Origin of the sequence: Streptomyces sp. NPDC059080 (assembly GCF_042739975.1) — a bacterium.
Taxonomy (GTDB): Bacteria; Actinomycetota; Actinomycetes; order Streptomycetales; family Streptomycetaceae; genus Streptomyces; species Streptomyces benahoarensis.
Genome location: NZ_JBHYGX010000036.1, coordinates 35319 through 60004, shown reverse-complemented (window position 1 = coordinate 60004; position 24686 = coordinate 35319). Strand labels below are relative to the sequence as shown.

Annotated in this window: 25 protein-coding genes and 1 pseudogene; 12 read left to right on the top strand and 14 right to left on the bottom strand. The window is 72.5% G+C overall.

Annotation, left to right across the window (positions count from 1 at the left end; all coding sequences use genetic code 11):
• Window positions 1-427: 427 nt before the first annotated feature.
• The gene (gene trpS / locus ACFWWQ_RS23690) at window positions 428-1423 is read left to right on the top strand and encodes a tryptophan--tRNA ligase (protein WP_384599510.1); all 996 of its coding nucleotides are present in this window, start codon (window positions 428-430) and stop codon (window positions 1421-1423) included.
• Between the two features lie 302 nt (window positions 1424-1725).
• Here trpS and proC read toward each other — a convergent pair whose 3' ends face one another.
• Window positions 1726-2535 carry a pyrroline-5-carboxylate reductase gene (proC, locus tag ACFWWQ_RS23685; protein WP_384599507.1) on the bottom strand — a complete coding sequence of 270 codons (810 nt, stop codon included), beginning with the start codon at window positions 2533-2535 and terminating at the stop codon, window positions 1726-1728.
• A gap of 588 nt (window positions 2536-3123) precedes the next feature.
• On the opposite strand from proC, the gene ACFWWQ_RS23680 reads away from it, so the two are divergent.
• The gene (locus ACFWWQ_RS23680; protein ID WP_384599505.1) at window positions 3124-4542 is read left to right on the top strand and encodes a M1 family metallopeptidase; all 1419 of its coding nucleotides are present in this window, start codon (window positions 3124-3126) and stop codon (window positions 4540-4542) included.
• Window positions 4543-4916: 374 nt separating this feature from the next.
• On the opposite strand, the pseudogene ACFWWQ_RS23675 reads toward ACFWWQ_RS23680, so the two are convergent.
• Together ACFWWQ_RS23675 and ACFWWQ_RS23670 are read right to left on the bottom strand one after the other, a co-directional pair.
• Window positions 4917-5453: pseudogene (locus tag ACFWWQ_RS23675) on the bottom strand (hypothetical protein); the annotation flags it as partial.
• A gap of 250 nt (window positions 5454-5703) precedes the next feature.
• A complete protein-coding gene (locus tag ACFWWQ_RS23670; protein ID WP_384599502.1) occupies window positions 5704-6018 on the bottom strand; it encodes a peptidase in 315 nt (104 codons plus the stop codon).
• Between the two features lie 188 nt (window positions 6019-6206).
• On the opposite strand from ACFWWQ_RS23670, the gene ACFWWQ_RS23665 reads away from it, so the two are divergent.
• Window positions 6207-8639, top strand: a complete 2433-nt coding sequence (locus ACFWWQ_RS23665) for a PQQ-binding-like beta-propeller repeat protein (protein ID WP_384599499.1) — start codon at window positions 6207-6209, stop codon at window positions 8637-8639.
• Window positions 8640-8909: 270 nt separating this feature from the next.
• Window positions 8910-9854, top strand: a complete 945-nt coding sequence (locus ACFWWQ_RS23660) for an MBL fold metallo-hydrolase (protein ID WP_384599496.1) — start codon at window positions 8910-8912, stop codon at window positions 9852-9854.
• A 161-nt stretch (window positions 9855-10015) separates the two neighbouring features.
• Here ACFWWQ_RS23660 and cseC read toward each other — a convergent pair whose 3' ends face one another.
• The 5 genes from cseC to ACFWWQ_RS23635 all read right to left on the bottom strand — a co-directional run bounded on the left by cseC (window position 10016) and on the right by ACFWWQ_RS23635 (window position 14718).
• Entirely contained in the window at window positions 10016-11317 is a 1302-nt protein-coding gene (cseC, locus tag ACFWWQ_RS23655) for a two-component system sensor histidine kinase CseC (protein WP_384599494.1), read from the bottom strand.
• Between the two features lie 8 nt (window positions 11318-11325).
• A complete protein-coding gene (gene cseB / locus ACFWWQ_RS23650) occupies window positions 11326-12039 on the bottom strand; it encodes a two-component system response regulator CseB (RefSeq protein WP_384599492.1) in 714 nt (237 codons plus the stop codon).
• A gap of 9 nt (window positions 12040-12048) precedes the next feature.
• Window positions 12049-12702, bottom strand: coding sequence for a hypothetical protein (locus ACFWWQ_RS23645; RefSeq protein ID WP_384599489.1), 654 nt, complete (start codon window positions 12700-12702; stop codon window positions 12049-12051).
• Window positions 12703-12772: 70 nt separating this feature from the next.
• Entirely contained in the window at window positions 12773-13324 is a 552-nt protein-coding gene (locus tag ACFWWQ_RS23640; protein WP_384599486.1) for a SigE family RNA polymerase sigma factor, read from the bottom strand.
• 431 nt (window positions 13325-13755) lie between these two features.
• A complete protein-coding gene (locus tag ACFWWQ_RS23635; RefSeq protein ID WP_384599483.1) occupies window positions 13756-14718 on the bottom strand; it encodes an A/G-specific adenine glycosylase in 963 nt (320 codons plus the stop codon).
• Between the two features lie 312 nt (window positions 14719-15030).
• On the opposite strand from ACFWWQ_RS23635, the gene ACFWWQ_RS23630 reads away from it, so the two are divergent.
• The gene (locus ACFWWQ_RS23630) at window positions 15031-15642 is read left to right on the top strand and encodes a pyridoxamine 5'-phosphate oxidase family protein (RefSeq protein WP_384599480.1); all 612 of its coding nucleotides are present in this window, start codon (window positions 15031-15033) and stop codon (window positions 15640-15642) included.
• 108 nt (window positions 15643-15750) lie between these two features.
• Here ACFWWQ_RS23630 and ACFWWQ_RS23625 read toward each other — a convergent pair whose 3' ends face one another.
• Entirely contained in the window at window positions 15751-16359 is a 609-nt protein-coding gene (locus ACFWWQ_RS23625) for a phosphatase PAP2 family protein (protein WP_384599477.1), read from the bottom strand.
• 268 nt (window positions 16360-16627) lie between these two features.
• On the opposite strand from ACFWWQ_RS23625, the gene ACFWWQ_RS23620 reads away from it, so the two are divergent.
• Both ACFWWQ_RS23620 and ACFWWQ_RS23615 read left to right on the top strand, forming a co-directional pair.
• Window positions 16628-17440 carry a hypothetical protein gene (locus tag ACFWWQ_RS23620; RefSeq protein ID WP_384599474.1) on the top strand — a complete coding sequence of 271 codons (813 nt, stop codon included), beginning with the start codon at window positions 16628-16630 and terminating at the stop codon, window positions 17438-17440.
• Window positions 17441-17657: 217 nt separating this feature from the next.
• Entirely contained in the window at window positions 17658-18647 is a 990-nt protein-coding gene (locus tag ACFWWQ_RS23615; RefSeq protein WP_384599471.1) for an NAD-dependent epimerase/dehydratase family protein, read from the top strand.
• A 99-nt stretch (window positions 18648-18746) separates the two neighbouring features.
• Here the strand turns inward: ACFWWQ_RS23615 and ACFWWQ_RS23610 are convergent, their stop codons facing one another.
• Together ACFWWQ_RS23610 and ACFWWQ_RS23605 are read right to left on the bottom strand one after the other, a co-directional pair.
• Window positions 18747-18983 carry a hypothetical protein gene (locus ACFWWQ_RS23610; RefSeq protein ID WP_384599468.1) on the bottom strand — a complete coding sequence of 79 codons (237 nt, stop codon included), beginning with the start codon at window positions 18981-18983 and terminating at the stop codon, window positions 18747-18749.
• Window positions 18980-19186, bottom strand: a complete 207-nt coding sequence (locus tag ACFWWQ_RS23605) for a hypothetical protein (protein WP_384599465.1) — start codon at window positions 19184-19186, stop codon at window positions 18980-18982. The genes ACFWWQ_RS23610 and ACFWWQ_RS23605 overlap by 4 nt, the downstream gene beginning before the upstream one ends.
• 167 nt (window positions 19187-19353) lie before the next feature.
• Between ACFWWQ_RS23605 and ACFWWQ_RS23600 the strand changes: the two genes are divergently transcribed.
• The 4 genes from ACFWWQ_RS23600 to ACFWWQ_RS23585 all read left to right on the top strand — a co-directional run bounded on the left by ACFWWQ_RS23600 (window position 19354) and on the right by ACFWWQ_RS23585 (window position 22177).
• Window positions 19354-20208, top strand: coding sequence for a helix-turn-helix domain-containing protein (locus tag ACFWWQ_RS23600; RefSeq protein WP_384599463.1), 855 nt, complete (start codon window positions 19354-19356; stop codon window positions 20206-20208).
• On the top strand, window positions 20184-20480 hold the full coding sequence (locus ACFWWQ_RS23595; protein ID WP_384599460.1) for a DUF397 domain-containing protein: 297 nt from the start codon (window positions 20184-20186) through the stop codon (window positions 20478-20480). The genes ACFWWQ_RS23600 and ACFWWQ_RS23595 overlap by 25 nt, the downstream gene beginning before the upstream one ends.
• Before the next feature lie 62 nt (window positions 20481-20542).
• Window positions 20543-21010: a hypothetical protein gene (locus ACFWWQ_RS23590; protein WP_384599458.1), complete on the top strand. Its 468-nt coding sequence runs from the start codon at window positions 20543-20545 to the stop codon at window positions 21008-21010.
• Window positions 21011-21205: 195 nt separating this feature from the next.
• Window positions 21206-22177: a GNAT family N-acetyltransferase gene (locus ACFWWQ_RS23585; RefSeq protein ID WP_384599455.1), complete on the top strand. Its 972-nt coding sequence runs from the start codon at window positions 21206-21208 to the stop codon at window positions 22175-22177.
• A 197-nt stretch (window positions 22178-22374) separates the two neighbouring features.
• On the opposite strand, the gene ACFWWQ_RS23580 is transcribed toward ACFWWQ_RS23585, so the two are convergent.
• The 3 genes from ACFWWQ_RS23580 to ACFWWQ_RS23570 are packed head-to-tail and all read right to left on the bottom strand — an operon-like array spanning window position 22375 to window position 24149.
• Window positions 22375-23238: a helix-turn-helix domain-containing protein gene (locus ACFWWQ_RS23580; protein ID WP_384599452.1), complete on the bottom strand. Its 864-nt coding sequence runs from the start codon at window positions 23236-23238 to the stop codon at window positions 22375-22377.
• 7 nt (window positions 23239-23245) lie between these two features.
• Window positions 23246-23770, bottom strand: coding sequence for a DUF6879 family protein (locus ACFWWQ_RS23575; RefSeq protein ID WP_384599449.1), 525 nt, complete (start codon window positions 23768-23770; stop codon window positions 23246-23248).
• Complete coding sequence (locus ACFWWQ_RS23570; RefSeq protein ID WP_384599447.1) at window positions 23730-24149, bottom strand: hypothetical protein; 420 nt, start codon at window positions 24147-24149, stop codon at window positions 23730-23732. Before ACFWWQ_RS23570 ends, ACFWWQ_RS23575 begins: the two co-directional genes overlap by 41 nt.
• A gap of 272 nt (window positions 24150-24421) precedes the next feature.
• On the opposite strand from ACFWWQ_RS23570, the gene tgmA reads away from it, so the two are divergent.
• Window positions 24422-24682: a putative ATP-grasp-modified RiPP gene (tgmA, locus tag ACFWWQ_RS23565; protein WP_384599444.1), complete on the top strand. Its 261-nt coding sequence runs from the start codon at window positions 24422-24424 to the stop codon at window positions 24680-24682.
• Window positions 24683-24686 lie beyond the last annotated feature (4 nt).

The following is a 24686-nucleotide window of genomic DNA, read 5'->3' as shown; positions in this document are numbered from 1 at the left end:
GCGTGGTCACTACTTTAGCGGTTTTCCTCGGTGACGCATAATCACGTCGCGGTGTGAATTTCAGGCATGCCGAAATTCGTCCCGGTGAGGAGTCGTGCAGTAGTGGCGTGCCGCTTGGAGCGGCGGGATGGCTGCCACAGAACCGTTACAGCTGTGTGGCAACTCGGGGAACAGTACACGAGGCCCCTGAGTGCTTCAAACCTGGGGCGGGCCCCGGATTTGCGGGGTAGCTTGGCCGCCATGACCCCGCATGCGCACGTACAGCAGTGGTGGCTCGCCTGACGGCGGCCGACCACAGCGCATGCACGACCACGGCCGCCGCCTCGGCGGCCGTTCGCGTTTCTCCCTCCCGCAGCCGGCCGTCGGGCCCGGTGGTCCGCGCGGGCGCCGAGCGGCGTCCGCGTACCGGATGGCAGGAGAGGACGACATGGCGAGGACGCGGATCTTCAGTGGTGTGAAGCCGACGGGGCATCTGACGCTGGGGAACTATCTGGGGGCGCTGCGGCGGTGGGCCGACGTGGATCAGCACCGGGCGGACGCGCTGTTCTGCGTGGTGGATCTGCATGCGCTGACCGTGGCGCACGATCCGGCGCGGGTACAGCGGCTGACCCGGCAGGCGGCGACGTTGTTGCTGGCCACGGGGTTGGATCCGGAGCGGTGCACGGTCTTCGTGCAGAGCCAGGTGGATGAGCACGCGCGGCTTTCGTACCTGATGGAGTGCACCGCCTCCGACGGGGAGATGCGGCGGATGATCCAGTACAAGGAGAAGAAGGCGCAGGGCGGCGCGGAGGTGCGGCTGTCGTTGCTGACGTATCCGGCGTTGATGGCGGCGGACATCCTGGCGTACGGGACGGATGAGGTTCCGGTGGGTGAGGACCAGGCGCAGCACGTGGAGCTGACGCGGGATCTGGCGGTGCGGTTCAACCAGCGGTACGGGCCGGTGTTCGTGGTGCCCCGGGCGACGCGTCCCCCGGTGGCGGCGCGGGTGAAGGACCTCCAGGAGCCCACCGCGAAGATGGGGAAGTCTCATGCGCGGACGGCGGGGATCGTCTATCTGCTGGACGAGGCGGAGACGGTGCGCAAGAAGGTGGCGCGGGCGGTGACGGATGCGCATCCGGAGGTCGTGTACGACCCGGTGGGGCGCCCCGGGGTGGCGAATCTGCTGGAGATTCTGGCGGCGTGTACGGGAGGGGAGCCCGGGGCGCTGGCCGGGGCGTACGACTCGTACGGTGCGTTGAAGAAGGACGTGGCGGAGGCGGTGGTGGAGCTGTTGCGGCCGGTGCGGGAGCGGCATGCGGAGCTGGCTGCGGATCCCGGTTATGTCGACGGTGTGCTGCGGGGCGGAGCTGAGCGGGCACGGGCGGTGGCGCGGCCACGGGTCGATGCGGCGTACCGGGCGGTGGGGTTGCTGCCCCCGGGGTGAGGCCGGGCCGCCTGTCCCCTGCGGGGCTGCGGGCGGTCTCCCTTACGGGAGTCCGGTTGTCTGCTGCCCTTCGGGGGCGGGCCCTACGGGATCGCTCGTTCGGCGGGCCCGATGGCGTGGCCCCCGCCCGTAGGGGACGGGCCCTACGGGCGGGGGTTCCCTACGGGGCCGGGCGCGGGTCCAGGCGGGGTTCCCTGCAGGCCCGGGCGGTGTGTCCCCTACGGGGCGCGCCCGACCCGTAGGGGCGCGCCCGGCCCGTAGGGGCGCGCCCGGCCCGTAGGGGCGCGCCGCGTCGGTGAGTGTCAGCCGTTGCCCGAGGCGAGTTCGCGGCTGCGGTCGCGGGCGGCTTCGAGGGCGGCGAGGAGGGCGGCGCGGACGCCGTGGTTCTCCAGTTCGCGGATGGCGTTGATGGTGGTGCCCGCGGGGGAGGTGACGTTCTCGCGGAGCTTGACGGGGTGTTCGCCGCTGTCGCGGAGCATGACGGCGGCGCCGATCGCGGCCTGGACGATGAGGTCGTGGGCCTTGTCGCGGGGCAGGCCGAGGAGGATTCCGGCGTCGGTCATGGCCTCGACGAGGAAGTAGAAGTAGGCCGGTCCGGAGCCGGAGAGGGCGGTCGCGGCGTCCTGCTGGGTCTCCGGGACGCGCAGGGTTTTGCCGACACCCGCGAAGATTTCCTCGGCGCGGCGGAGGTGGTCGCCGGTGGCGTGGGTGCCCGCGGAGATGACGGACATGGCCTCGTCGACGAGGGCGGGGGTGTTGGTCATGACCCGGACGACCGGGGTGCCCGCGGCCAGCCGTTCCTCGAAGAAGGCGGTGGGGATGCCCGCGGCGCCGCTGATGACGAGGCGGTCGGCGGGGACGTGCGGGGCCAGTTCGGCCAGGAGTGAGCCCATGTCCTGCGGCTTGACGGTGAGGATCAGGGTGTCGGCGGCCTCGGCGGCCTCGGCGTTGGTGACCGCTTCGACGCCGTAGCGCTCGCGGAGCTGGGCGGCGCGCTCGGGGCGGCGGGCGGTGACCAGGAGGTCGGCGGGCGCCCAGCCGCCGCGGATCATGCCGCTGAGCAGGGCTTCGCCGATTTTTCCGGTGCCGAGTACGGCGACCTTCTGAGCCATGTTGCGCTTCACCTCGCCGGTGGTGGTGCCAGGGTGTGGTGCCGGATTTCCGCCGGTTTTCCCGTCGGTGCCCGCGGCCGTGGGCCGGGCGGGCGGTGGCGGCACGTCCTGGGGTTGCCTGATTGCGCGGCCATCCTCGCACCTGGGGGTGGGAGGTGGCGGGGGTGTTCCGGGGTGCGGACGGGTGGGGTGGGCGGGCGCGGGACCCGTAGGGGATGTGCCGGGGCGTCTGCGGGTGCGCCGGTCCCGTAGGGGACGTGGACAGGCACGTTTACGGGTGCGCCGGGCCCGTAGGGGACCGCGGACGGGCGCGGCTGCATCCGGTCCTTCTCCGCATCCCCTACGGGCCCTCCCCCGCCCCTACGGGGTCCCGGCGCATCCCTGAGATCGCCCGATCCCGTCACTTTCGTCGCTGCTCGCCGGATCCGCCCCGCCCCGTACGGGAAAAGTCCGTAGGGTCGACGGTTCGTGATCATGCGGGGGCGGGCGGGGTGACCGTGCGGTTCCCGGTTCGGTGTTCCGTGTTCGGTTCCCTGTCCGGTCCATGTCTGGAGTTCTGTGAAGCGCCGGTCCGTCCGTTTCCGTCGTGTGGCCGCTGCCTCGTGTGCCGCGCTCGTCGCCGTTCTGCTGGTGTCGTCCTGTACGGAGGGATCGACGTTCAAGGGGACGGCGGGGGCGGGTGGGGTCGGGGATCCGTTGTTTCCCACGCTCGGGAACGGCGGGTACGACGTGCGGCATTACGGGCTGGATCTGGCGTACGACGTGGCGAAGAAGCGGCTCGATGCCACGGCGCGGATCAGTGCGAAGGCGACGCGGGACCTCAGTTCGTTCCGGCTCGATCTTCAGGGGCTGCGGGTCACCTCCGTAAGGGTCGACGGGGCTCCGGCCGGGTTCTCCCGTAAGGGGCACAAGCTGACGGTGCGTCCGGCGGAGGGGCTGCGGAAGGGGCGTGCGTTCCGGACGACCGTGGCGTACGGCGGGGTGCCGCAGGAGATGACGGATGCGGACGGGGCGTCGGAGGGGTGGGTGAAGACCGCGGACGGGGCGTTCGTGGCGGGGGAACCGGCCGGGGCGATGACGTGGTTCCCGGGGAACAACCATCCGTCCGACAAGGCGGCGTACGACATCCGGATCACCGTGCCGCGCGGGTACACCGCGGTCGCGGGCGGGGAGCTGCGGTCGAGCGTCACCTCCAAGGGCCGGACGACGTTCGCGTGGCATTCCAGGGAACCGATGGCGACGTATCTGGCGACGGCGACGATCGGGCGGTTCGACGTCCATCAGTCGCGGACGGCGGACGGGCTGCCGCTGTATGTCGCGGTGGACCCGAAGGAGGCGGCGGACAGCCGGAAGGCGCTCGACCGGTTGCCGGAGGTGCTGGCCTGGTCGCAGAAGCTGTTCGGGCCGTATCCGTTCTCGTCGGCGGGGGCGATCGTCGACCATGCGCCGAAGCGGATCGACTGGTACGCGCTGGAGACGCAGACGAAGCCGGTGTACGCGGGCGCCCCCGATATCCCGACGGTGGTGCATGAGACGGCGCATCAGTGGTTCGGGGACTCCGTGACGCCGCTGACCTGGCAGGACACCTGGCTGAACGAGGGTTTCGCGCGGTACGCGGAGTGGCTGTGGGAGGCGCACGAGGGCGGGCGCACGCCCCAGGAGCAGTTCGATGCGCTGTACGCGTTGGAGGATGACGACGAGGACGAGGCGGACGACGTCACGTACGAGGAGTTGTGGGAGTTTCCGCCGGGGGATCCGGGGTCGGCGGAGAACGTGACGGGGACGCCGGTCTACGACCGTGGCGCGATGGTGCTCCAGCAGCTGCGGAACGCGGTCGGGGAGCGGGTTTTCTTCCGGATCCTGAAGGAGTGGCCGGCCGCGCACCGGCACGGGAACGCGAATTCCGAGGAGTTCATCGACTTCTGTCAGGAGCGTACGGATGTGGATCTGACGGATCTCTTCGACGACTGGCTGTACGGGGAGGGGCGGCCGGACTGGGAGTACTGACCGGACCGGGAGTACTGCCGGTCCAGGAGTACTCCCGGACCGGGAGTACTGAGCGGCTGCCGAGCATCGCGAGGTGGGTGGGGAGCGGGACGCGGCGGGTCCAGTGCCATGCCTGGGCGTAGGTGACGAGGTCGAAGCCCGCGCCGTCCGGGAACGGCAGCGCCTCGCCCCGGGCGCGGACCACCGGGCCGTACGCCTCCGGGGTTGGCCCTACGGGCTTACCTGTACGGGGCGCGCCCCTGGGACCGCATCGGCCGCTACTTCCGCTTCCCCTTAGGGGACTTCGCGTGAGGGGACTTCGCGTGAGGGGACTTCGCGTGAGGGAACTTCGCGTGAGGGAACTTCGCGTGAGGGAACTTCGCGTTCTGTCCGTTCTTCGCGCGCTTCGCCGCCGGGTTGCCCGTACGGGCCGTGCGGCGGCGTGCGTGGCGGGACCGGGCGGCGGCGTACTCGGCACGGTGCAGCTTCTCGCCGGGGGCCTCGATCAGGCTGCGGCAGAAGTAGGCGAGCAACGAGCCGAGGAAGCCGATCAGCAGGAGGCTCTGCGCGGAGCGGTCGGCGGCGCTCGCCGAGGACGGGTCGGGGCGGCGGACGAACCCGTCCCAGGTACGGCGGAAAGCGAGCGCGCTGCAGACCGCGAAACCGGCGATGACCAGCACGGTCACCAGCGGGCCGACCTCGCCGATCGCCAGGCCCTGGAACGCGAACCGCAGCACGATCGCGCCGGCCAGGGTGAGCACCAGCGATCCGGCGGCGACGGCGATGCGGCGCAGCGCGTAGCCACGGTCGTGGTGGAGCCAGCAGGTGCCGAAGAAGCGGATCGGCTCCGGCTCGGGCCCGCCGTCCGCCGGGCGGCTGCCGGGCCCGGAGCCGCACTCCGGACCGCCGGGGGTCGTCCGCTCGTCGGTCATGTCTCCATTATCGCCATCATCGCCGTCCGGCCTGGGGACGGGGGAAACGGCCGGGGCGGGCCCGGGTGCGCCGGGCTCACGCCATGTCCCGGGGCCGCAGGACGCACTGCACCGGGCCGCGCCGGGCCGGGCTGGGCCGCACCGGACCGACGACCACACGGGCCACCGACCGAACCGGCCCGCTGCCCGCCGCCTTCCGCCCGCTGCCCGCCGCCCGCTCACCCCCTCACGGCGGGCGCCGCTCGTCCCCTCACGACGTGCACCGCGGCGCCACGAACCCGCTGCTCCCCGTCCGCACATAGCTGTCGGACACGTACCCGCCCCCCGCGATCGCGTCCCAGATCTCCGAGACGCCCGTCGGGCCGGAGACGCGCTGGCCGTAGCGCTGGCAGCGGATCTGGACGTACGAACCGGCCGGGAGCTGGCGTACGACGGGGGTGGTGGTGCCGGGGCCCTGGCGGACGTTGACGCGGTAGCCGGGGACCAGGGGGTACGAGGCGGCCGATGCGGCGCGGGCCTCGACGTCGCCCGCCGTGGCGTCCGGCAGGCCCTGGATGTCGCTCATGGTGCACTCCCCCGTGGAGTGCGCGCCGACGGCGCGCGGTGGTGCGCCGTCCCGGGCGGGAGGCGCCTGTCCACCGGGCACGCTAGCAAGCCTCATTCGTCTCGTACGCACCATCGACTAGGCTCCCCGCGTACCCCTGCGGCCTGTGGGCGCGGGGTTCGGCACGGCGCAGGACACGGGGGTGGACGATGTCGTCGCGGCGGGATACCGGTGTGGAGCCGGAAGCGGAACATCCGGGATATGCGGGGCAGTACCGGCTGGAGTCGCGGCTGGGCGCGGGCGGGATGGGCGAGGTGCACCTCGCGCGTTCGTCGTCGGGGCTGCGGCTCGCGGTCAAGGTGGTCCATGCGGAGTTCGCGCAGGATCCGGAGTTCCGGGGGCGGTTCCGGCAGGAGGTGGCGGCCGCCCGGCGGGTGAGCGGAGCGTTCACGGCGCCGGTCGTGGACGCGGACCCGGACGCCGCCAGGCCATGGATGGCGACCCTGCACATCTCCGGGCCGACGCTCGCCGAGCAGGTGAAGCGGAACGGGCCGCTGCCGCCCGATGAGGTGCGGGCGCTGGCCTGCGGCCTCGCCGAGGCGCTGCGCGACATCCACCGCGCCGGGGTGGTGCACCGCGATCTGAAGCCGAGCAACGTCCTGTTGGCGGCGGACGGGCCGAAGGTCATCGATTTCGGGATCTCGCGGCCGTCCGACAGCGAGATGCGCACCGAGACCGGAAAACTCATCGGGACGCCGCCGTTCATGGCGCCCGAGCAGTTCCAGCGCCCGCGCGAGGTGGGTCCGCAGGCGGATGTCTTCGCGCTGGGGTCGGTGCTGGTGCACGCCGCGACGGGCCGGGGGCCGTTCGACTCGGACAGCCCGTATCTGGTGGCGTACCAGGTGGTGCACGACGAGGCCGATCTGGACGGTGTGCCGGAGGAGTTGACGCCGCTGATCGGCGCCTGTCTGGCGAAGGACCCGGCGGACCGGCCGACGCCGCGCGCCCTGATGGACCGGCTGCGGACGGATCTGCCGACCGAGATCCACCTCGACCTGTGGGAGCGGCTTGCGGAGGGCGGCCCGTCCGATACGCCGGTGGGGCTCGTGGCCGCGCCGCGCGTGCCCGGGCAGGCGGGCGTTCCGGATCAGTCACTCGCCGCCGGGCAGTTGGGGACCCCGGGGCAGGCGCTCGTTCCCGGGCGGTGGCCCGCCGCCGATGCACCGTCCGCGGAGGTGACGCATGTACGGGATGCGCTGCGGGAGGTGTCGGAGGGGGAACCCTGCGCCGATCCGGAAGCCGCGTTCGAGGCCGGAACGAACCCCAGCACCAAGCCGGAGACCGCATTCCAGGCCGGAACGAACCCCGGCGCCGAGCCCCCGTCCCACCCCTCGGACGACGTCCCCGGCAAGACCCGTCGCCCCCGCCGCCGTCTTCTTCTCTGGACCGCGGCCGCCCTGGCCGCCACGCTGACCGGCGGCTTCGTCATCGCCCAAGCCGCCTCCAGCGACGAGGCGCCGCGCCGTCCCGCCGCCTCCCCCACCGGCGCGTTCCACCCGTGGCGCACCACGCTCCTCCCCCGTCCCGCCGGGCACGAGGCCGAGATGCCCGCCTGTACGACGGGGAGCGGCGGCGCCCGGGGCGGCGCCGTCTTCTGCGCGCAGCGCGGGGTGGCCGCCGCCCGTCTCGACCCGGCGACCGGCAACGTCATGTGGCGTCGCGCCGCGCCGCCGCCCGGGAAGACCGACACCGCGCCGCCCGCGCCGCAGCTCTCCGGCGGTCTCCTCTACGTCACCTCCGCCGACCGCACCCGGCTGAGCGCCCTCGACCCGTCCGCCGACGGCCGGGGCCGCACCCGTTGGTCCACCGGCCTCACCGCCTATCAGGGCGGCGCGTCCGTCACCGGGGACACGGTCCTGCTGACCGCCGCCGGCGGCACGGTCACCGCCCTCGACAGCGCCACCCACCGCACCCGCTGGCACCGCACGTTCCCCGGCCACGCCCTCCCGTCGTTCCGGACGTACGGGGGCGACGCCCGCACCGCGTACGCCGCCGAGGCCACCGCCGACGGCACCGCCACCCAGCTGACCGCGATCGACCCGGCCACCGGCGACATCCGCTGGCACACCCGGCTCCCCGGCACGCTGGCGGTCGCCGGTGCGGGCGCCTCCGGCGCGCTCTATCTCACCGCCACCGAGGCGAAGTTCGCGTTCCGCACCACCGCCGTCGTCCGCTATGACCCGCACACCCGGCGCAGTCGCCGTCTGCCGCTCACCGCCCCGCTGGACGGCGTTCTCGCGACGGTGCGCGGCGAGACGGCGTATCTGCTGGCCGAGGGCGGCGCCCTCCAGGCCGTCGGGGAGCGGAAATGGGACGTGGAGACCTCCGTCGCGCGCGGCTCCACGCCCGTCGTGACGGCCGACGACCGCCTGTACTTCTCCTCCGCCGACGGCCGCCTCCTCGCCCTCGACGCCCGCACCGGCGACCTGACCGGCCAGACCCCGCCCCGCCTGAAGGCCACCCGCCACAACGGTTTCCTGGAAACCCTGCCCGCCCCGGCCCCGGACCGCGACCGGATCTACGGGGCGTCCCCGGACGGCACGGTCTTCGCGGCAACGGCGAAGGAGCCGGCCACCTGGTGACCGGGCCCTTCGTCGTCAGGGAGCGCAGGGGAAGTTGTGCAAGGGGCGGGCCCCCGGAGAGCCGGAAAAGCGGCGATGACCGCGCAAAAGTGACTGCTGTTGTCGCGAGTTCGCCGCCTTCGGATCGATAGGTGTGGCGCTCCCCGGCGGCCCGGTGTACGTCGATGACACCGTCGTCAACAGCTACTGGGTGAACAACCCGCGGATCGTCTACACCTGGTAACCGCGCCGGGGCCTTTCGGATACTGGGCGGCGACGACAGGAGAGACCATGGCATCCACTGTCCCGAGTCCCTACTCCAGCGCCGTCCACTGGCCCGTAGGGGAAGCGACCCTGACGGCCCTCAGTGACGGGTTCTTCGCCGCCGATCTGGCAACCGTCCTCCCCCGCTTCGACACCAGGGAGGCGGCCCGTCTGCAAAGGGCGGCGCACCGGCCGGAGTGCGCCGCCCTCACCCACACCATGTATCTGCTCCGGGGACCGGGGCACGGACCCGCCCTGGTCGACGCGGGCATGGGGCACGGCTGGGGCCCCACCGTGGGGCATCTGCCGCATGCGCTGGCCGGGGCCGGCGTGCGTCCGGAGGAGATCGAGACCGTTCTCCTCACCCATCTCCACCTGGACCACAGCGGCGGGCTCGTCACCGCCGACGGCGATCCGCTCTTCCCGCACGCCGAAGTCGTCGTGCAGACTCGTGAGTTGGCGTACTGGCTGCCGGACGGCGTCGGCGCGCCGGTGCCCGCGCCCGCCGAGGGACTGCCGCCGTGGGCGCCGGAGATCACCCGGGCCGGTGCGGCGCGCGCCCTGGCGCCGTACCGGGACCGGATCCGGACGTTCACCGGCGAGCACACCGTCCTGCCGGGCGTCACGGCGTTCCCGCTGCCCGGCCACACCCCGGGCCACTGCGGTTACCGGCTCACCGGCGGCGGCCGGAGCGTCCTGCTCGTCGGCGACCTGCTGCATCTCCCGGCCGTCCAGATGCCGCGGCCCGACGCGACCGTCGTCTTCGACGTGGACGCCCCGGCCGCGGCCCGCACCCGGGAGGCCGTGCTGCGCGGGGCGGCGGCGGACGGGGCGCTGCTCGCGGGCGCGCACACCGAGTACCCGGGGCTGGGCCGGGTGGAGCGGCACGGGACGGGGTACCGGCTCGTACCCGAGTTGTGGATCAGCGCGATGGTGGCCGCGGCGGCCACGGAAGGGACGGCAGCCCCGTAGGCCCGTAGGTCCGTAGGGGGCACCAGACCCGTAGGGGATACCAGACCCGTACGGGATACCAGACCCGTACGGGACACCAGACCCGTACGGGACAGCGCCGCCGTAGAAAGAACGCGCCCCGTAAGGGACGCCGACCTCAAAGGCGGCGGCGCCCCGCCCGCTCACCGCTCCGGCAGATGAATGACCGGGAAGCTGCCGGTGGCCGTGGGGGCGTTCTCCGGGAGCCAGAGGATGGCGACGGCGCCGGTCGAGCCGTCGCCCAGCTCATCGGCGTTGCGGAAGGTGAGGCGGGCGCCGAGGACCCGGGCCTGACCTGCGGCGATGGTCAGGCCAAGGCCGTGGCCGCGACCGGCGCGGTCGCTGCTGCCGGTGCGGAAACGGCTCGGGCCCTCCTTCAGCAGCGCCTCCGGGAACCCCTTGCCGTGGTCGCGGACGCGCAGGATGCGGCCCTCGACGGTGACGTCGATGGGCGGTTTGCCGTGCCGGACGGCGTTGGTGATGAGGTTGCCGAGGATGCGTTCCAGGCGGCGCGGATCGGTGGTGGCCTCCGCGTCCCGGACGATCTCGACCCGTACGTCGGCGTTGAGGGCCCGCACCCGGCGGCCGACGAACTCACCGAGCGCCACGTCCTGAAGCTCGGCACGCTCCGCGTAACCGTCGAGGCGGGCCACCTCCAGCACGTCCTCGACGAGGGTGCGCAGCACCTGCGCCCGGTCGCGTACCAGCTCCGAGGGGCGGCCCGGGGGCAGCAGTTCGGCGGCGGTGAGCAGGCCGGTGACGGGGGTGCGCAGTTCGTGGGCGATGTCGGCGGTGACCCGGCGCTCCGCCTCGATGCGCTGCTGGAGCGCGTCGTTCATCGCGTCGACCGCCCAGGCCAGATCGTCCGTCTCGTCCCGGATACGGCCGCCGACCGCGTCGCGGATCCGGACGGAGGTGTCGCCGTCGGCGAGCTTCCCGGCGGCCGCCGCGGCCTTCCGCAGCCGCTGCGAGAGGCGGCCGCCGACCAGGACGCCGAGCGCGCAGCCGCCGACGACGACGGCGGTCGAGCCGAGGACCAGCGCCTGGTCGAGGTCGTCGAGGACCTTGAAGCGGTCGTAGTAGCGGTTGTGCATCGACAGGACGCGGCCGCCGCTGAGCGGGGAGGCGGCCCACACCTCGGGGGCGGCCTCGCCGTTGTCCTGGAGGTAGGTGGCGCGGGTGTTGGTGAGGACTTTCTTGCGCAGCTCCGCGGGGAGCGCCGGGTCGTCGATCTTGGCGCTGAACAGCAGCCGGCCGGTCGACTCGTAGATCCGCTGGGTGGAGTTCAGCCGCTCGATCTGGACGTCACGGCTGTTGTCGAGCATCGAGGCGCGCGCCGCGTTGTGCACGACGAGGCTCAGTGCCACCGCCACCAGCGCGCCGACCAGCGCGATGGCGGCGCTGAGCTTCCATCGCAGCCCCGTCCGCAGGGGGAGCCTCAACACCTGGCGCGTCAGCCTCTCAGCTTGTAGCCGAAGCCGCGGACCGTCTCGATGCGGTCCTGTCCGATCTTGCCGCGCAGCCGCTGGACGTGGACGTCGACGACGCGGGTGTCGCCGCCCCAGCCGTAGTCCCACACCCGCTCCAGCAGGCGGTCGCGGGTCAGGACGGTGCCGGGGGCGTCGGAGAACTCCAGCAGCAGGCGCATCTCGGTCGGCGTCAGCGCGACCGGCGCGCCGCCCTTGCGGACCTCCATGCCCTCGGTGTCGACCTCCAGGTCCCCGAAGCGGAGTATCGCCTCGGCGGGCGCGGCGTCGCCGGACGCCTGGGCGCCGCTGCGCGCGTCCGGGCCGCTGGCGTGGCCGAAGCGGCGCAGCACGGCGCGGATCCGGGCGACGAGGACGGCGCCGTCGAAGGGCTTGGTGACGTAGTCGTCAGCGCCGGCCTCCAGGCCGAGGACCACGTCGATGGAGTCGGCGCGCGCCGACAGCATGATCACGGGGACGGTGGACTCGTCCCGGATGCGGCGGCAGAGGCTGACGCCGTCCAGGCCCGGCACCATCACGTCGAGGAGCGCGATGTCGGGCCGGTCGGCGCGGAACGCCTCCAGACCGGCGAGCCCGTCGGGCATCGCGGTGACCACGAACCCGTCGCGTTCCAGGGCGAGTTGGGTGGCCTCGCGGATGACGTCGTCGTCCTCGACGAAGAGCACATGGGTGTCGGCCATGCCGTTGTCTCAACCCTCCGATGTGTCGTCGTCATCGGGCCCGGGGCCGTCGACGGTGGTCTTGCTGTAGTCCGTGTGGTACCGGTCCAGCTCCGCGAAGCGGTTGTGGGACCAGCGGTAGGTGGTCACGTCCTCGCCGGACGGGCAGCACACCTTGTCGCCGGTGCCGTAGGTCTGCTTGGAGACCTCCAGGTCCCCCTTGTTGACCCCGGCGGAAACGGACGGCTGCTCATCGCTGAACACGTTGTCATACCCGCTGCCGCCCGCGGCGCTCTTGCGGTAGACGTAGGCGCCGATGCCGATGGAATCCGCGCAGGTCATGACGTTGACGATGACGTCGGGGGCCTTGTTGCCGGTGACTGAGGCGTACGTCACCTCGATCGGGTACGCGTCCGCGACGCAGGGCTTGGCGAGGGTCCGCTTCACCTCGCCGCTGACCTTCGGGTCGCCCTTCAGCAGCGCCACCGCGTCGATCTTCTTCAGGGACGTGGTGGCGGGCGAGGGGTCGGCGGAGGGGGCGTGTCCGGGGACCGGGGCGGTGGTGGCCGGCGTGCCCTCGCTGCGGACGCCCTCGCTGCCGGGGTGGCAGCCGGCGAGCAGCAGACCGAGCGCGGCCACTCCCGCCGTGGCCGCGCCGCCTGTGGTCAACCCGCTCGTGGTCAACCTGTTCCTGGTCAATCCGCTCCTGCTCACCGCGCTGTTCGCACAGCCGCCGTTCCTGATGCCGTACCGGTCAGGCCGCGCACCGTTCCCGCTCCGTCTCGCTGCGCTCCAGCATGCGCGCGTCGATGTCACGGTCGGCCAGCTCCTGGCGGAGCCGGGCCAGTGCCCGGTGCAGCGTGCTCTTGACGGTACCCGTCGACATGCCGAGCGAGGCAGCCGTCTCCTCGGTGCTCATCTGCTCCCAGTGTCGCAGCACGACGACGCTGCGCTGCTTGGGCGCCAGAACCCCGAGGATGTCCATCAGGAGGGCGCGGTCGGCGCGCTGCTCGGTGCCGTCGTCGACGCTGGCGTCGGGCAGCTGCTCGGTGGGCACCTCTTCCAGCTTCCGCGCCCGCCACCACTCGGTACGGGTGTTGATCATGACGCGGCGGAGGTAGGCGTCGGCCAGCGACTTGTCGGCGATGCCGTCCCAGCGGCCGTACGTGCGCACCAGCGCCGTCTGCAGGAGGTCCTGGGCGTCCACGGGGTCCGGCACCAGCCGCCTGGCGCTCCGCAGCAGGGCGTCCTGCCGCGTCCGTACGTACTCCTCGAAGTCCAGTACCTTGCCGCCGCTGGTCGCCATTTCGACGCCTCCGCTCCGCTTTTGCGAGTCCCCACGTTGACCGTGCCGGTGGTCATCTCCGGCACGAGGAGGACGCTACGGAGGGGGTGTTGCGGCGCAATGTGCGTCGGCCCCACAGGCAGTGCACGGAAATCCGTCGGTTGTGTAACAGCGGCCCGGGGGTCCTACCAGGGACGGACGACGGGTCCGAAATGCGTCATCCTCCGGACGGACAGGGGGCCGCCAAAGGTACGGGCGCCCGGATACGGGGCGGTCGGCCCGGGGTGCGGTGCCTCCGGGGGGTGCGGTGCCTCCGGGGGGCGGTGTGCGGCGAGCCGTCCCGGGTACGGCAGCGGGTCGCCCCGGGTACGCCGGAGGGACGCGCCCCAAGGACGCGTCCCTCCGCGAGTGGCCGGATCAGGCGGTCGGATCAGCTGACCATCAGGTGGCCGTCAGGTGCGCGGCAGGCGGTAGCGGCCACCGGGCAGCGGTTCGACCAGGCCGTCGGAGACCAGGCCGTCCAGCGCGCGGGCCCGCTGCACCGGCTCGTCCCACACCGCGTCCAGCGCCGCCTGCGGCACCGGCGCCAGCGCCTCGCGCAGCACGGCGAGGAGCTTGCCGCGGACCTGCCGGTCGGTGCCCGCGTACGTCTGGGTGCGGCGGGCCGGACCCTCGTGAGGCGGGGATCCGGCCAGCTTCCAGGCGCACTGGGCGGCGATCGGGCAGCGCCCGCACTCGGGGCCGCGCGCCGTGCACACCAGTGCGCCCAGCTCCATCGTGGCCGCCGCCCACTTCGCGGCGATCCGCTCGTCGTCCGGCAGCAGCGCCCGCGCGAGCTTCCGCTCGGCGGCCGTGGTGGCGTTCGGCGGGAACTGGCGGCCGGTGACCGCGCGGGCGAAGACCCGCCGCACGTTCGTGTCCAGCACCGCGTGCCGCTGCCCGTACGCGAAGGAGGCGACGGCGGCGGCGGTGTACTCGCCGACACCGGGCAGCGCCAGCAGCTGGCCGTGCTCGCGCGGGACGTCCCCGCCGTGGCGTTCCTGTATGGCCAGCGCCGCGGCGTGCAGGCGCAGTGCCCGGCGCGGGTAGCCGAGGCGGCCCCACGCGCGGACCGCCTCGCCCGGTGCCTCGGCGGCCAGGTCGGCGGGGCGCGGCCAGCGGGCCAGCCACTGTTCGTAGACCGGCAGCACGCGGCTGACCGGCGTCTGCTGAAGCATGAACTCGCTGACCATCACGCCCCAGGCGCCCGCCTCGGGGCGGCGCCAGGGCAGGTCACGGGCGTGTGCGTCGAACCAGTCGGTGACGGGAGCGTGGAACTGGGACCCGTCGGACCCCTCCGCGGCCGGTACGGCGGCGGAGGGCAGAGAGGCGGCGGAGGGCGGGACCGTGGGGGTGGTGGCGGGGATGGAAGTCATGGCTAGACGATCCTGGCACGGGCGCACCCACCCAGGAAACGCGCCGGGCCCGCACCACCGCACGCCCACCCGCAAGCGGGAGGCTACGTACGTACGGGTGGCGGCTTACCGGGGGTAGGGGGTGCCGTCCGGCCGGGGCCCGGGAGCCTCGGGCGGGCATCGGGTGCGGCCCCCCGGGGCGGCCCCGCCCGCGTAGGCCCCGCCCGCGTAGGCCCCGCCCGCGTAGGCCCCGCCCAGGGCGGCAGAGTGGAGGGACGGGCGGGCGGCAAGCCATCGCCCGGCCGGGCGGCACCAGGACAGGAGACGGCGACGATGAGCACGTACGAGGCGGACGGGCCCGAGAACGAGGCACCCGGCGCGCCCGGCACACCCAGGGACGAGGCACCCGGCGCGCCCGGGGACCGAACCCCCGGCACTCCCGGGGACCGCACCCCCGGCAACACGGCCCCCGGGCCCGGCGGCGGCTGTCCGGCCGGGATCCGGCAGGCGCTGGCCACCCATACGACGCTGACGCTGGCGTACGCGGACGACGACGGGCCGCAGGCGTGCGCGGTGCTCTACGCGCCGGGCGGCGACGCGTCCGCGCCCCTGCTGTACTTCGTCACCGCGCATTCCACCCGGCACGGGCGGGCGCTGGCGCGGCCCGGTGCCCGGGTGGCGTTCACGGCGCAGCGCGACGGTCAGGAGTGGAGCGGGCTCACCGGGCTCCAGGGGCGCGGCGGGTGCCGGGAGCTGACCGGCGCCGCGCGGGCGGCGGGCTGGGCCGCGTACACCGGCCGGTTCCCGTTCGTCGCCGGGGACGAGCGGCTGCGCGCGGCCCTGGAGCGGACCGCGCTGTGGGAGCTGCGCCCCGACTGGCTGCGGCTGATCGACAACGGCCGGGGCTTCGGCCACAAACAGGAGTGGCGGCCCCAGGACCGCTAGTCCTGTGCCGCCACTCGATCAGTCCTGTGCCGCTACTCGATGATCCCCCGTCCCCCGTCCCCCTTTCCCCGTTCCCCGTTCCTCGTTCCCCGTTCCCCGGTCAGCCGGTCAGCCGGCCGCGTGTGACCCCCGTCGCGCCTCGACCAGCGGCTTCAGCGGTCCCGTACGCAACTTGATCACCAAAGTGGTCATCGGACCGGCCAGCGCCGGGACGCAGATCGCCGCGACCACGGCTCCGACGAGCAGCCCGACGGCGACGTCGTGCGGGTAGTGCACGCCGACGAAGACCCGGGAGAAGCCGGTCAGCAGCGCCACCGGCACCGCGAGCCAGGCCGCCGCGCGCCAGGCGATGAAGATCCCGACGGCGAGGGAGGCGGCGATCACCGAGTGGTTGCTCGGGAAGGACCAGTCCCCGTCGGGCGGACAGGTGGCGATCGACGCGGCGGCGTGCGCCACCGCCCGGCACGGCCGCTGCTCCTGGACGAAGCTCTTGAGGATCTCGCTCAGGATGTAGGCGACGGCCGTGCCCACCGGCACCAGCACGGCCAGGGCGACCGCGCGCGGTGCGAGGCGCCGCGCCCGCCACCAGCCGAGGACGGCCACCGCCATCAGAAGCAGAATCCCGCCTTCGGTACCGGCGTCGGCGAAGGAATGGACCCACCCAGGGGTGCCGTGCGCGAAGTCGGTGACATCGCGATAGAGGTCGGTGCTGTTCATGAGGGCAGACGGTACGTAATGCCGGGGCCTTGGCGCACCTGGCGTACGGATCCGTGGGCGCCCGGGGCCCTGCGGCGGTCCGGGCGGGCCGCCCCCGGCCCTGTCCCCGGCCCTGTCCCCGGCCCTGTCCCCGGCCCTGCTCCCGGCCCCACTCCCGCCCCTCCGAACCGATCACGGCAGAAGCCTCCGAACCGATCATGGGAAAAGTTGCCGTTTCGTGCGGCGGGTACGGGGCGGTGCCGGTGGTGATCTCTCGTAGAGTTTCCGCGTGGGATCTCTGCGCAATCCGATCGGGCCGCTCCCCTCCTCCATCTACTGGCGGCGGAGAGCCGTTGCGCTGAGCATTTTCGCGCTGCTCGCCCTCCTCGTGCTGTGGGTCCTCAACTGGGGCGACGGCAGCAGCCGCACGAACACCGAGGGCAAGGGCACCGCAGGCCACGGCCCGGCCGACGCCATCACCCCGGGACCGTCCGCCACCGGCCCCGCCATCAGCCAGAAGCCCGGCGGCCGAGACGATTCGGGCGACGGCGGCGGCTCAGGGTCGGGCTCCGAGGGCTCCAAGGGCTCCGGCGGCGCGGACTCCGAGGGCGCCGACGGATCCGGGGACTCCGAGGGCTCCGGCAAGGGTCCGATCGGTACGGGCACCGGCGGCGCGCCCGTCGCGGCCGGTTCCGACCTGCCGAACTGCACCGGCGACGGCGCGGAGTTGGCGCTGCGCAGCGCCAAGGACTCCTACCGCCCCGGCGCGAAGCCCGAGTTCGAACTGACCGTCAAGAACACCGGCGGCGCCGACTGCAAGGTCGACCTCGGCGCGAAGGCCGCGGTGCTGACCATCACCGACCCCTCCGGCGACGACCCGGTCTGGGCCTCCGACGACTGCCCCAACGGCTCCGTCGCCGCCCTCATGAAGATCCCCGCGCACTCCACCGTCACCCGCACCGTCACCTGGGACCGCCGGGCGGGCGGCCCCGGGTGCGCCACCCCGAGCGCCGCCTCCGTACCCCCCGGCACGTACCGCGTCGAGGCCGCCGTCCCGGGCCTGTCCGCGGCCCACACGGAGTTCACGCTCGCCAAGGACTGAGCCGGGGCCAAGGGCTGAGGCCGGAGCCAAGGGCTGAGGCCGGGACAGCGCTGAGGCCGGGCCACGGCCCGACGCCCTTCCGGCCGTACGCCCCACGGCCCGACGCCCCCCGGCCGGACCACCTCGGACCACCATCTTCCGTTTGTTCCGCCCACAGAGGATCTGCTCAGAGCGTGCGGCCCTGGCGGGGCGGGGCCGTGCGGGGCACAGTCGCCGTATGAAGCTACTGATGCTGGGTGGAACGGAGTTCGTCGGCCGGTCGGTCGTCGAGGAGGCGCTGGCCCGGGGCTGGCAGGTGACGGTCTTTCATCGCGGGAACTCCGCGCCGCCTCCGGGGGTGGAGGTACGGATCGGCGACCGGAGCGCCCCGGGCGGGCTCGCCGCCCTGGAGGACGGCACCTGGGACGCCGTCGTCGACACCTGGAAGGGCGCACCGGCCGCCGCCCGGGACGCCGCGCAACTGCTGTCCGGCCGCATCGGGCGCCATGTCTACATCTCCTCGCGGTCGGTGCACCCGATCCCGTCCGCCGCCGGACTCGACGAGACCGGCCCGGTGGTCGACGCCTCCCCCGACGACACCTCCGCCGACGACTACGCACGGGCCAAGCGCGGCGCCGAGCTGGCGATCCAGGACGCGTTCGGCGACCGTGCGGTGCTGGCCCGCGCCGGGCTGGTCCTCGGCCCGTACGAGAACATCGGGCGGCTGCCGTGGTGGCTGGGCCGCGTCGCCCGGGGCGGGCCGGTCCTCGCCCCCGGGCCGCGCGATCTGCCGCTCCAGTACATCGACGCCCGCGACCTCGCCCGCTGGTCGCTGGACGCGCTGCGCGACGGGATACCCGGCGGCGCATACAACCTGGTCAGCCCGACCGGCCACGCCACGATGGGCGAATTCCTCGACGCCTGCATACGGGCGACCGGCGCGGACGCCGAGCTGCACTGGGCCGACCCGGAGGCGGTGACCGCCGCCGGGATCGAACCGTGGACGGAGCTGCCCGTCTGGCTCCCGCCGGGCGACCTGCACGACACCCTGCACCGCGGCGACGTGACAAAGGCGCTGGCCACCGGCTTGCGCTGCCGTCCGGTGGCGGAGACGGTCGCGGACACGTGGGAGTGGCTGCGGTCGATCGGCGGCGCCGTGCCGGAGCGCCCGGGGTGGACCGCGCCGGGCCTGTCACCGGAGAAGGAGGCGGCCTTCCTGGCGGCGTGACGAACGGCCAGACCTGAGCACGGCGGGCCCGGGGCCAGGGCCTGGGCCCGTACGCCAACGCCCCGGGGCCGTACGCCAACGCCCCGGGCCCGCCCGTCCTCAGCGCCCCGCCCCGTCGTGGCAGGCGCAGGCGCACACCTCGCGCCGCACCCCGGGCACCGTGTCCGGCTCCACCCACTCCTTGTCGCACCACGGATGCCGTCCGACATGGCAGGCGGGCGAGAGATACGGCTTCGGGACGTGCGGCCGTACCGCGCCCGCGCCCCCGCGCCGGACAACGCTCACGAGGTACGGCCGGACGGTGCTCATCACGTAGAGATCGCGTTGCCCGCTCATCCGGCCGCCCCGCGCAGGACGGCGGTCAGCCGCTGTGCGGTGGCGAGGTTGCAGCGCCCCAGCTCGATCAGGACGAGCGGGAGCGCGCTGCCGTACGACAGCGGGTCGACGCCCAGCGACGGCAGGCCCACGCCCACCGCCCGGAGCGCCCCGTCCAGCGCCCCGCACACGGCTTCGGCATCCTCGATCTCTTCCGTCCCCATGGATCACTCCTGTGATTTCGGTGTTCGAATGCCGGGACGCGCCACATCAACTACCGTGCGTATTCCGGGTGTTAAGAGAATGCACCCGCGGTGGAGCCCCCTTTCCGCATGCCGGAGTCCCTTCGGTGCTCCCTACGGTTTTTCCACATCTTCTCCGGGAGGTCTTTATGCCGCCCAGGCGCGCGGTAACAGGTCGAAGTCAGGAGCCACGTCAACGGTTCGCGGAAGAACTGCGTTTACTGCGAATGAAGAAAGGGGTGAGCCTGCGGGAGCTGGGTGAAGCTCTGGGCTGGGATCCGTCCCTCTTCGGAAAAATGGAAGGGGGACAGACAATCGGCAGCCCCGAAGTTGTGGAAGCACTGGAGGTCTACTACGAGACCCCGCCGGGTTTGCTGATCGCCATGTGGGAGATGGCGCTGGGCGATACGTCGCAGTTCAAGGAGCGCTACCGGCAGTACATGACGCTGGAGGTGGAGGCAGCGGGGATCCAGTGGTACTCGCCGTCCATCATTCCCGGTCTGCTCCAAACGAAGGCGTACGCCCGAAGGCTGCTGCTTCTCGGCGGCCTCGCTCCCGGTGAGAAGCTCGACCAGCAGGTGGAAGCGCGGGCGGCCCGCAGGGACATCCTGAGCCAGGAGTACGGACCGCAGTTCCGCGCGATCCTGGACGAGGCCGTACTGCGTCGCACGCTGCTGGACCCCGAGGAGTGGCGGGAGCAGCTGCAACACCTCTGCACGGTGGCGCAGCTGCCCAACGTGAACATCCAGGTACTTCCGTTCACGGCCGGACTGCGAGAGTTGCCCAACACGGACATCGCGCTTCTACGACTGCCGGAGGGCCGTACTGCCGCCTGGGTTGAGACCGGATACGACGGGCAACTGGTGGCTGATATCGCGGAAGTTGAGCGACTGCAATTCCGTTACGATCGGCTGCGCGACCACGCCCTGTCCCCGCGCGAGTCCATCGAGTTCATACAGCGTCTTCTGGAGGAAATCCCATGTCCGTCCACCGAGTCGAACTGAGCGCTCTCCAGTGGCGTAAGTCCAGCTACAGCAACCCGGACGGCGGGAACTGCATCGAGGTGTCGGATGGCCTCCTCGCCACCGTCAGCTGGCGCAAGTCGAGTTACAGCAATCCGGACGGCGGCGCCTGCATCGAGGTCTCCGACGACCTCGCCGCCCTCGTCCCCGTCCGGGACAGCAAGGCTCCCGCCGGTCCGGCGCTCGTGTTCGGGGCGCCGGTGTGGGCCTCGTTCGTCGGGGCCGTGAAGAGCGGGGCGCTGGCCGGGCGTTGAGGTTCGGGTACGGAAGCGGGCGGCGGCGCGGCGGGCTGATCGCGGCCACGGCGGTTGTCGCCGTGGCCGCCGTCTGGTGGCCGGCCCGGCCGTCCGCCGAGGCGGCGCCGCCCCGGGAGAGCCGGGCGGCGGCGCTCGCCACCGCGAACCAGCAGGTCCGGGCGTTGGCCGCCGACGCCCGTATCGGCATCAGCGGGCGGTACAACCCGGGCGCGTCCTACGAGACGTGCGACCGGCGCGGCGTCCGCGCGCCCGCCGACGGCCCGTACGCCCTGACGTACACCGCGTACGCGGACCTGCCCGACCGGCTCCACATCGCCGCACTGCGACGGCTGCGGGCGGCGCTGGAACGGCGCAACGGCGTCGAGGTCACCGCGTACGAGGAACGGCCGCAGGTCCAGGAGGCCCAACTCGACGCCGCCGACCGGCCGCACCGCACCCACGTCGCCGTCGCCTCCGCCAAGCCGCCGCACACGGTCCGGCTGGCGGTCACCACGGAATGCTTCCGGCCACCGGAGGACGGGCGCTGAGGACGACCAGGCGGCGGCACTGGACGCGGCGTTCGACCTGCCGGAGAACGGGTGGGGCGGGCGGTAGGGACAGCGACCACGCGCGGCCTCGCCCACTCCCTCACCCGCACCCACACCCGCACCCACACGTGAGTTGATGGTGGCCGTCGGCGAAATTCCCGGGCCTCGCGCGACGACCGTGGCTACGGTGGCCCGATGACGGAATTCCACATACTGGACGAACACACCGCCTGGCAGCGGGGCTTCGAGCGGCGGCTACGGGATGCGTACCTCGCCGCCGGGCTCGGCCCGGAAGCGGCGACGGCCCGGGTCGGCAGGGTCCTTGAGCAGGACAAAGCCGCGGAGTGGACCATCGCGGAGGTCACCCACGGCGGGGCGCGGATCGGGTACGTCGCGATGGGCGTCGCCGACGACCACGGCGCGCCCGCGGGCCGCATCGGTGACCTCTGGATCGACGCGAACCACGCCGGTCAGGGGCATGAACAAGCCACCCGCGCCTGGGCCGAGGAATGGTGCGCCACACGCGGCGCCCGCCGCATCAACGTCCGAGTCGCCGGACCGGGCGCCGGACCGGAGGGCGGACCGGACGGCGGACCGGACGGCGGACCGGACGGCGGACCGGACGGCGGGCTCTTCGCCGACTACCCGGTCGAAGGGGAGGTGCGGCTCCGCGTCTTCGACGCCACCCCGCCGCCGTCCTCCCAGGTCACCGCCCGGCCGATGACCTCGGACGAGTTCCCGCGGTGGTGCGTCGCCGAGAAGGACGCGTACCTCGGCGACATCACCCGTGCGGGCGCCCTGAGCAGGGACGAAGCCATTCACAAGGCGGAAACCGACTTCGCCCGCCTGATCCCCCAGGGCCAGGCCACCCCCGGCCACACCTTCCTCGTCCTGGAGGCGGCGGACACCCCCGTAGGCACCGGCTGGCTCCACCACGGCCACCTCCCCGGCGTCACCTACGGCTTCAGCCTCCACGTCGCCCCCGAGCACCGCGGCAAGAGGTACGGCCACGGCGCGATGGCGGCGGGCGAACGGGTCACCCGCGCCGCCGGGGACACGGCCCTGATGTTCACGGTGTGGGGCGGCAACGAGGTGGCGATGAACCTCTACGACAGCGCGGGATACCGGATCCTGGAGACCAGCCGCTCGCGACCTGTCGCTTCCTGACTTTCCCACCTGAAGGCTCCGCCGGTTTCCCGCAGGGCTCCTGCGGGAAACCCACCGGATTCCCGCCGGGCCCCCGCCGGGCTCCCACTGGGCTCCCTCTGGGCTCCCTGCGAACTTCCGCCGAATTTCTTGAAGTTGTGCACGTATATGGAAGGAATCCGACGCCACGGGGGAGGCCGGTGCGCCCCTTCCCGCTTTCAGGAACGGATTCCCCGCCCCCTTCGGTCAAAATGCTCGACGGCTTTCAAGATCACGTCCCTTGCGGACTGCCCGTGGACGGCGGACCGCCGGTGCAGCTCAAAAGCCCTGCGGTAGAGCTCGACTTCCGTCGGCTGCGTCACGGATATTTCCGCGGAGTAGGTCTCGATCATCACGAGCCGGGAATCGAACATCGAGAATCCATGCCCGATCCACAGATCGAGTTCCGCGTCCTTGGGAACGATGCCGAGGCTGAGCCGGGGGAGCGACATCACCGCCAGTAGCCGGTCGAGTTGGGCCCTCATGACCTCCGGGCCACCGTGGTTCGAGTAGAGGGCCTGCTCGCCGAGGAGCACGTTGAAGATCCGGTCCCCTTGGTAGAGGTACGCCTGTCGTTCGAGGCGCTTCGCCACCGCGGCTTCCGTGTCGGCCGGGGTCTCGTGGAACATCGACACCTGCTCGAAGACGTTCGCGGCGTAGGCGGAGGTCTGGAGGGTGCCCCAGATCGTGGAGGGCTCCCAGATGCGGAAGACCTTGGTCTTCCGGTAGAGCGGCAGGGACTTCTGCTGGCGGCGCGCGGCCCCGTCCTGGATCTGCCGACGCCATTCCCGCCACATCTCGTCCAGGTGGCGAACGGTGGCGACCAGGTCGGCGAGGTCGGCCTCGTGTCCGGTCGTCCGGCACCAGACGCGTATGTCGCCCTCGCTCGCGTTCTGCTTGCCGTTCTCGATGCGCGAGACCTTGGACTCCTGCCAGCCGGTGGCAGCGGCGAAGGCCCGGCCGCTACTGAACCCCGCGTCCTTGCGGAATCCACGCAGCCGGGCGCCCAGGGCCTCGCGCCTCGTTCGTGCCTGTTCGCTCACGGGTCTCTCAGGGCTGGTACGCGGCGGTCGGGGTGGCGAGGGGCCAGAGCAGGTCCCGGACGCGGATGCACTCGGCGACGACGGCGGGGCTCTCGATGATCTCCGAGCCCAGAACGCGCCCCGAACCGTCGAAGTGCCCCACGGCCACGAGCTTGTCGTCGAAGAGCCACCAGTCGTTGCCGTCCACGGGGAAGCGCAGGCCCTCGGGGAGCCGGTGGCGCGGCAACCACCGAATCGACTCGCCGGCCGCTTCATTGACGCCCGTGGTGGCGTACTCCCACCGGATGTAGGGGCTGTGCGGCTCGGTGACGACCCGCACCCGGCGGACCGTCATCCCGGAGCCCGTGACGCCCTTCATGAGCCGTGTCCACGGCTCCATGAACGCGTCATCGGTCGCTGACCCGTTGAGCCAGTCCTCGAACGGCCCTTCCTCGTTCGGAACGGAGTAGTCGTCCCTCAGCTCCAGGTGGAAGGCGTCGTGCGCGAACCGCTCAAAGAGCTGGTTGCGCTCGGCGCTGGAGATCAGCTCCACGCGGTTCCTCCAGTAGGGCGTTGATCGCGTCCTTAGGGACCTCGACCACGGTCTCGTAGTCCGGAATCTCCATCTGGGCCAGGGCGTCGGCGTCGGTCACCTCCCAGCCCTGGACAACGTACGTTCCTCCCGGCGTGAGGATCACGAGGGGGTCCTCAAGACGCACGAACTCACCTGAGGGGAGGCCGTCGTTCACCAGGTGGTCGAACAGCTCGGTGGGGACCTCCACGGCCGTCTGCCCTTCGGGGATCGTGAGCTGCATCAGCAGGTCGTTCGCGAAGATCTTCCACCCCTGGACGAGGTACGTGTCGCGGTCGGTGGCGTAGAGGGTCGGGCAGTCTCCCTGCTTGGAGTCCTTACCGAGGAACCGTAGCTTCATCGCTGATCTCCCACCCACTGTCTTGCACGGGATTGCGCGGTACATCGATGGTCGATGCGGCGTTCGACTCCGTCAAACATGCTGCCGCAAACTCGCGTAATTCTCTTGGGAGTTGGCTGTGGTCCGCTCTACGGTCGTGCCGAAGCGGGCCGACAACGCAGCCCGCGCACCTCCGCCCGTAGCGCCCCCGCACAAGGGACAGGTCGAGCCGACCGGGGCGGGTAAGCAAGTGCACAGCTCCCCGTCGATCCGTCAGGCAGGAGAAGAGCACGATGACCACCACAGCCGAGACCCCCGCTGCCGCGCCCCCCTGGGGTGCCGCCCGACTAGCGCCGTATCCGACGACCGCCCGCCTCCCCCACGCGACGGTCGCCATCGACCCCGTGACACAGCTCGGTGTGTTCCGGGACCACGCCGGACGGGTGGTCGAAATGGGCCGACACGGCACCAGCTCCGGGACCGAGACCTCCACGGTCACGAACTCGGACTCGCAGAATGACCAGGGCCACGACCAGGACTCCCAGCAGGACTGATGTC

What these genes read in the sequence shown, in the direction of transcription:
- ACFWWQ_RS23600 (WP_384599463.1), top strand. Translation starts at nt 19,354, where the DNA reads ATGCCGCCCAGGCGCGCGGTAACAGGTCGAAGTCAGGAGCCACGTCAA.
- ACFWWQ_RS23610 (WP_384599468.1), bottom strand. Translation starts at nt 18,983, where the DNA reads ATGAGCGGGCAACGCGATCTCTACGTGATGAGCACCGTCCGGCCGTAC.
- ACFWWQ_RS23585 (WP_384599455.1), top strand. Translation starts at nt 21,206, where the DNA reads ATGACGGAATTCCACATACTGGACGAACACACCGCCTGGCAGCGGGGC.
- ACFWWQ_RS23660 (WP_384599496.1), top strand. Translation starts at nt 8,910, where the DNA reads ATGGCATCCACTGTCCCGAGTCCCTACTCCAGCGCCGTCCACTGGCCC.
- ACFWWQ_RS23595 (WP_384599460.1), top strand. Translation starts at nt 20,184, where the DNA reads ATGTCCGTCCACCGAGTCGAACTGAGCGCTCTCCAGTGGCGTAAGTCC.
- proC (WP_384599507.1), bottom strand. Translation starts at nt 2,535, where the DNA reads ATGGCTCAGAAGGTCGCCGTACTCGGCACCGGAAAAATCGGCGAAGCC.
- ACFWWQ_RS23625 (WP_384599477.1), bottom strand. Translation starts at nt 16,359, where the DNA reads ATGAACAGCACCGACCTCTATCGCGATGTCACCGACTTCGCGCACGGC.
- ACFWWQ_RS23640 (WP_384599486.1), bottom strand. Translation starts at nt 13,324, where the DNA reads ATGGCGACCAGCGGCGGCAAGGTACTGGACTTCGAGGAGTACGTACGG.
- trpS (WP_384599510.1), top strand. Translation starts at nt 428, where the DNA reads ATGGCGAGGACGCGGATCTTCAGTGGTGTGAAGCCGACGGGGCATCTG.
- ACFWWQ_RS23670 (WP_384599502.1), bottom strand. Translation starts at nt 6,018, where the DNA reads ATGAGCGACATCCAGGGCCTGCCGGACGCCACGGCGGGCGACGTCGAG.
- ACFWWQ_RS23665 (WP_384599499.1), top strand. Translation starts at nt 6,207, where the DNA reads ATGTCGTCGCGGCGGGATACCGGTGTGGAGCCGGAAGCGGAACATCCG.
- ACFWWQ_RS23570 (WP_384599447.1), bottom strand. Translation starts at nt 24,149, where the DNA reads ATGAAGCTACGGTTCCTCGGTAAGGACTCCAAGCAGGGAGACTGCCCG.
- ACFWWQ_RS23605 (WP_384599465.1), bottom strand. Translation starts at nt 19,186, where the DNA reads ATGGGGACGGAAGAGATCGAGGATGCCGAAGCCGTGTGCGGGGCGCTG.
- ACFWWQ_RS23630 (WP_384599480.1), top strand. Translation starts at nt 15,031, where the DNA reads ATGAGCACGTACGAGGCGGACGGGCCCGAGAACGAGGCACCCGGCGCG.
- ACFWWQ_RS23635 (WP_384599483.1), bottom strand. Translation starts at nt 14,718, where the DNA reads ATGACTTCCATCCCCGCCACCACCCCCACGGTCCCGCCCTCCGCCGCC.
- tgmA (WP_384599444.1), top strand. Translation starts at nt 24,422, where the DNA reads ATGACCACCACAGCCGAGACCCCCGCTGCCGCGCCCCCCTGGGGTGCC.
- cseB (WP_384599492.1), bottom strand. Translation starts at nt 12,039, where the DNA reads ATGGCCGACACCCATGTGCTCTTCGTCGAGGACGACGACGTCATCCGC.
- ACFWWQ_RS23615 (WP_384599471.1), top strand. Translation starts at nt 17,658, where the DNA reads ATGAAGCTACTGATGCTGGGTGGAACGGAGTTCGTCGGCCGGTCGGTC.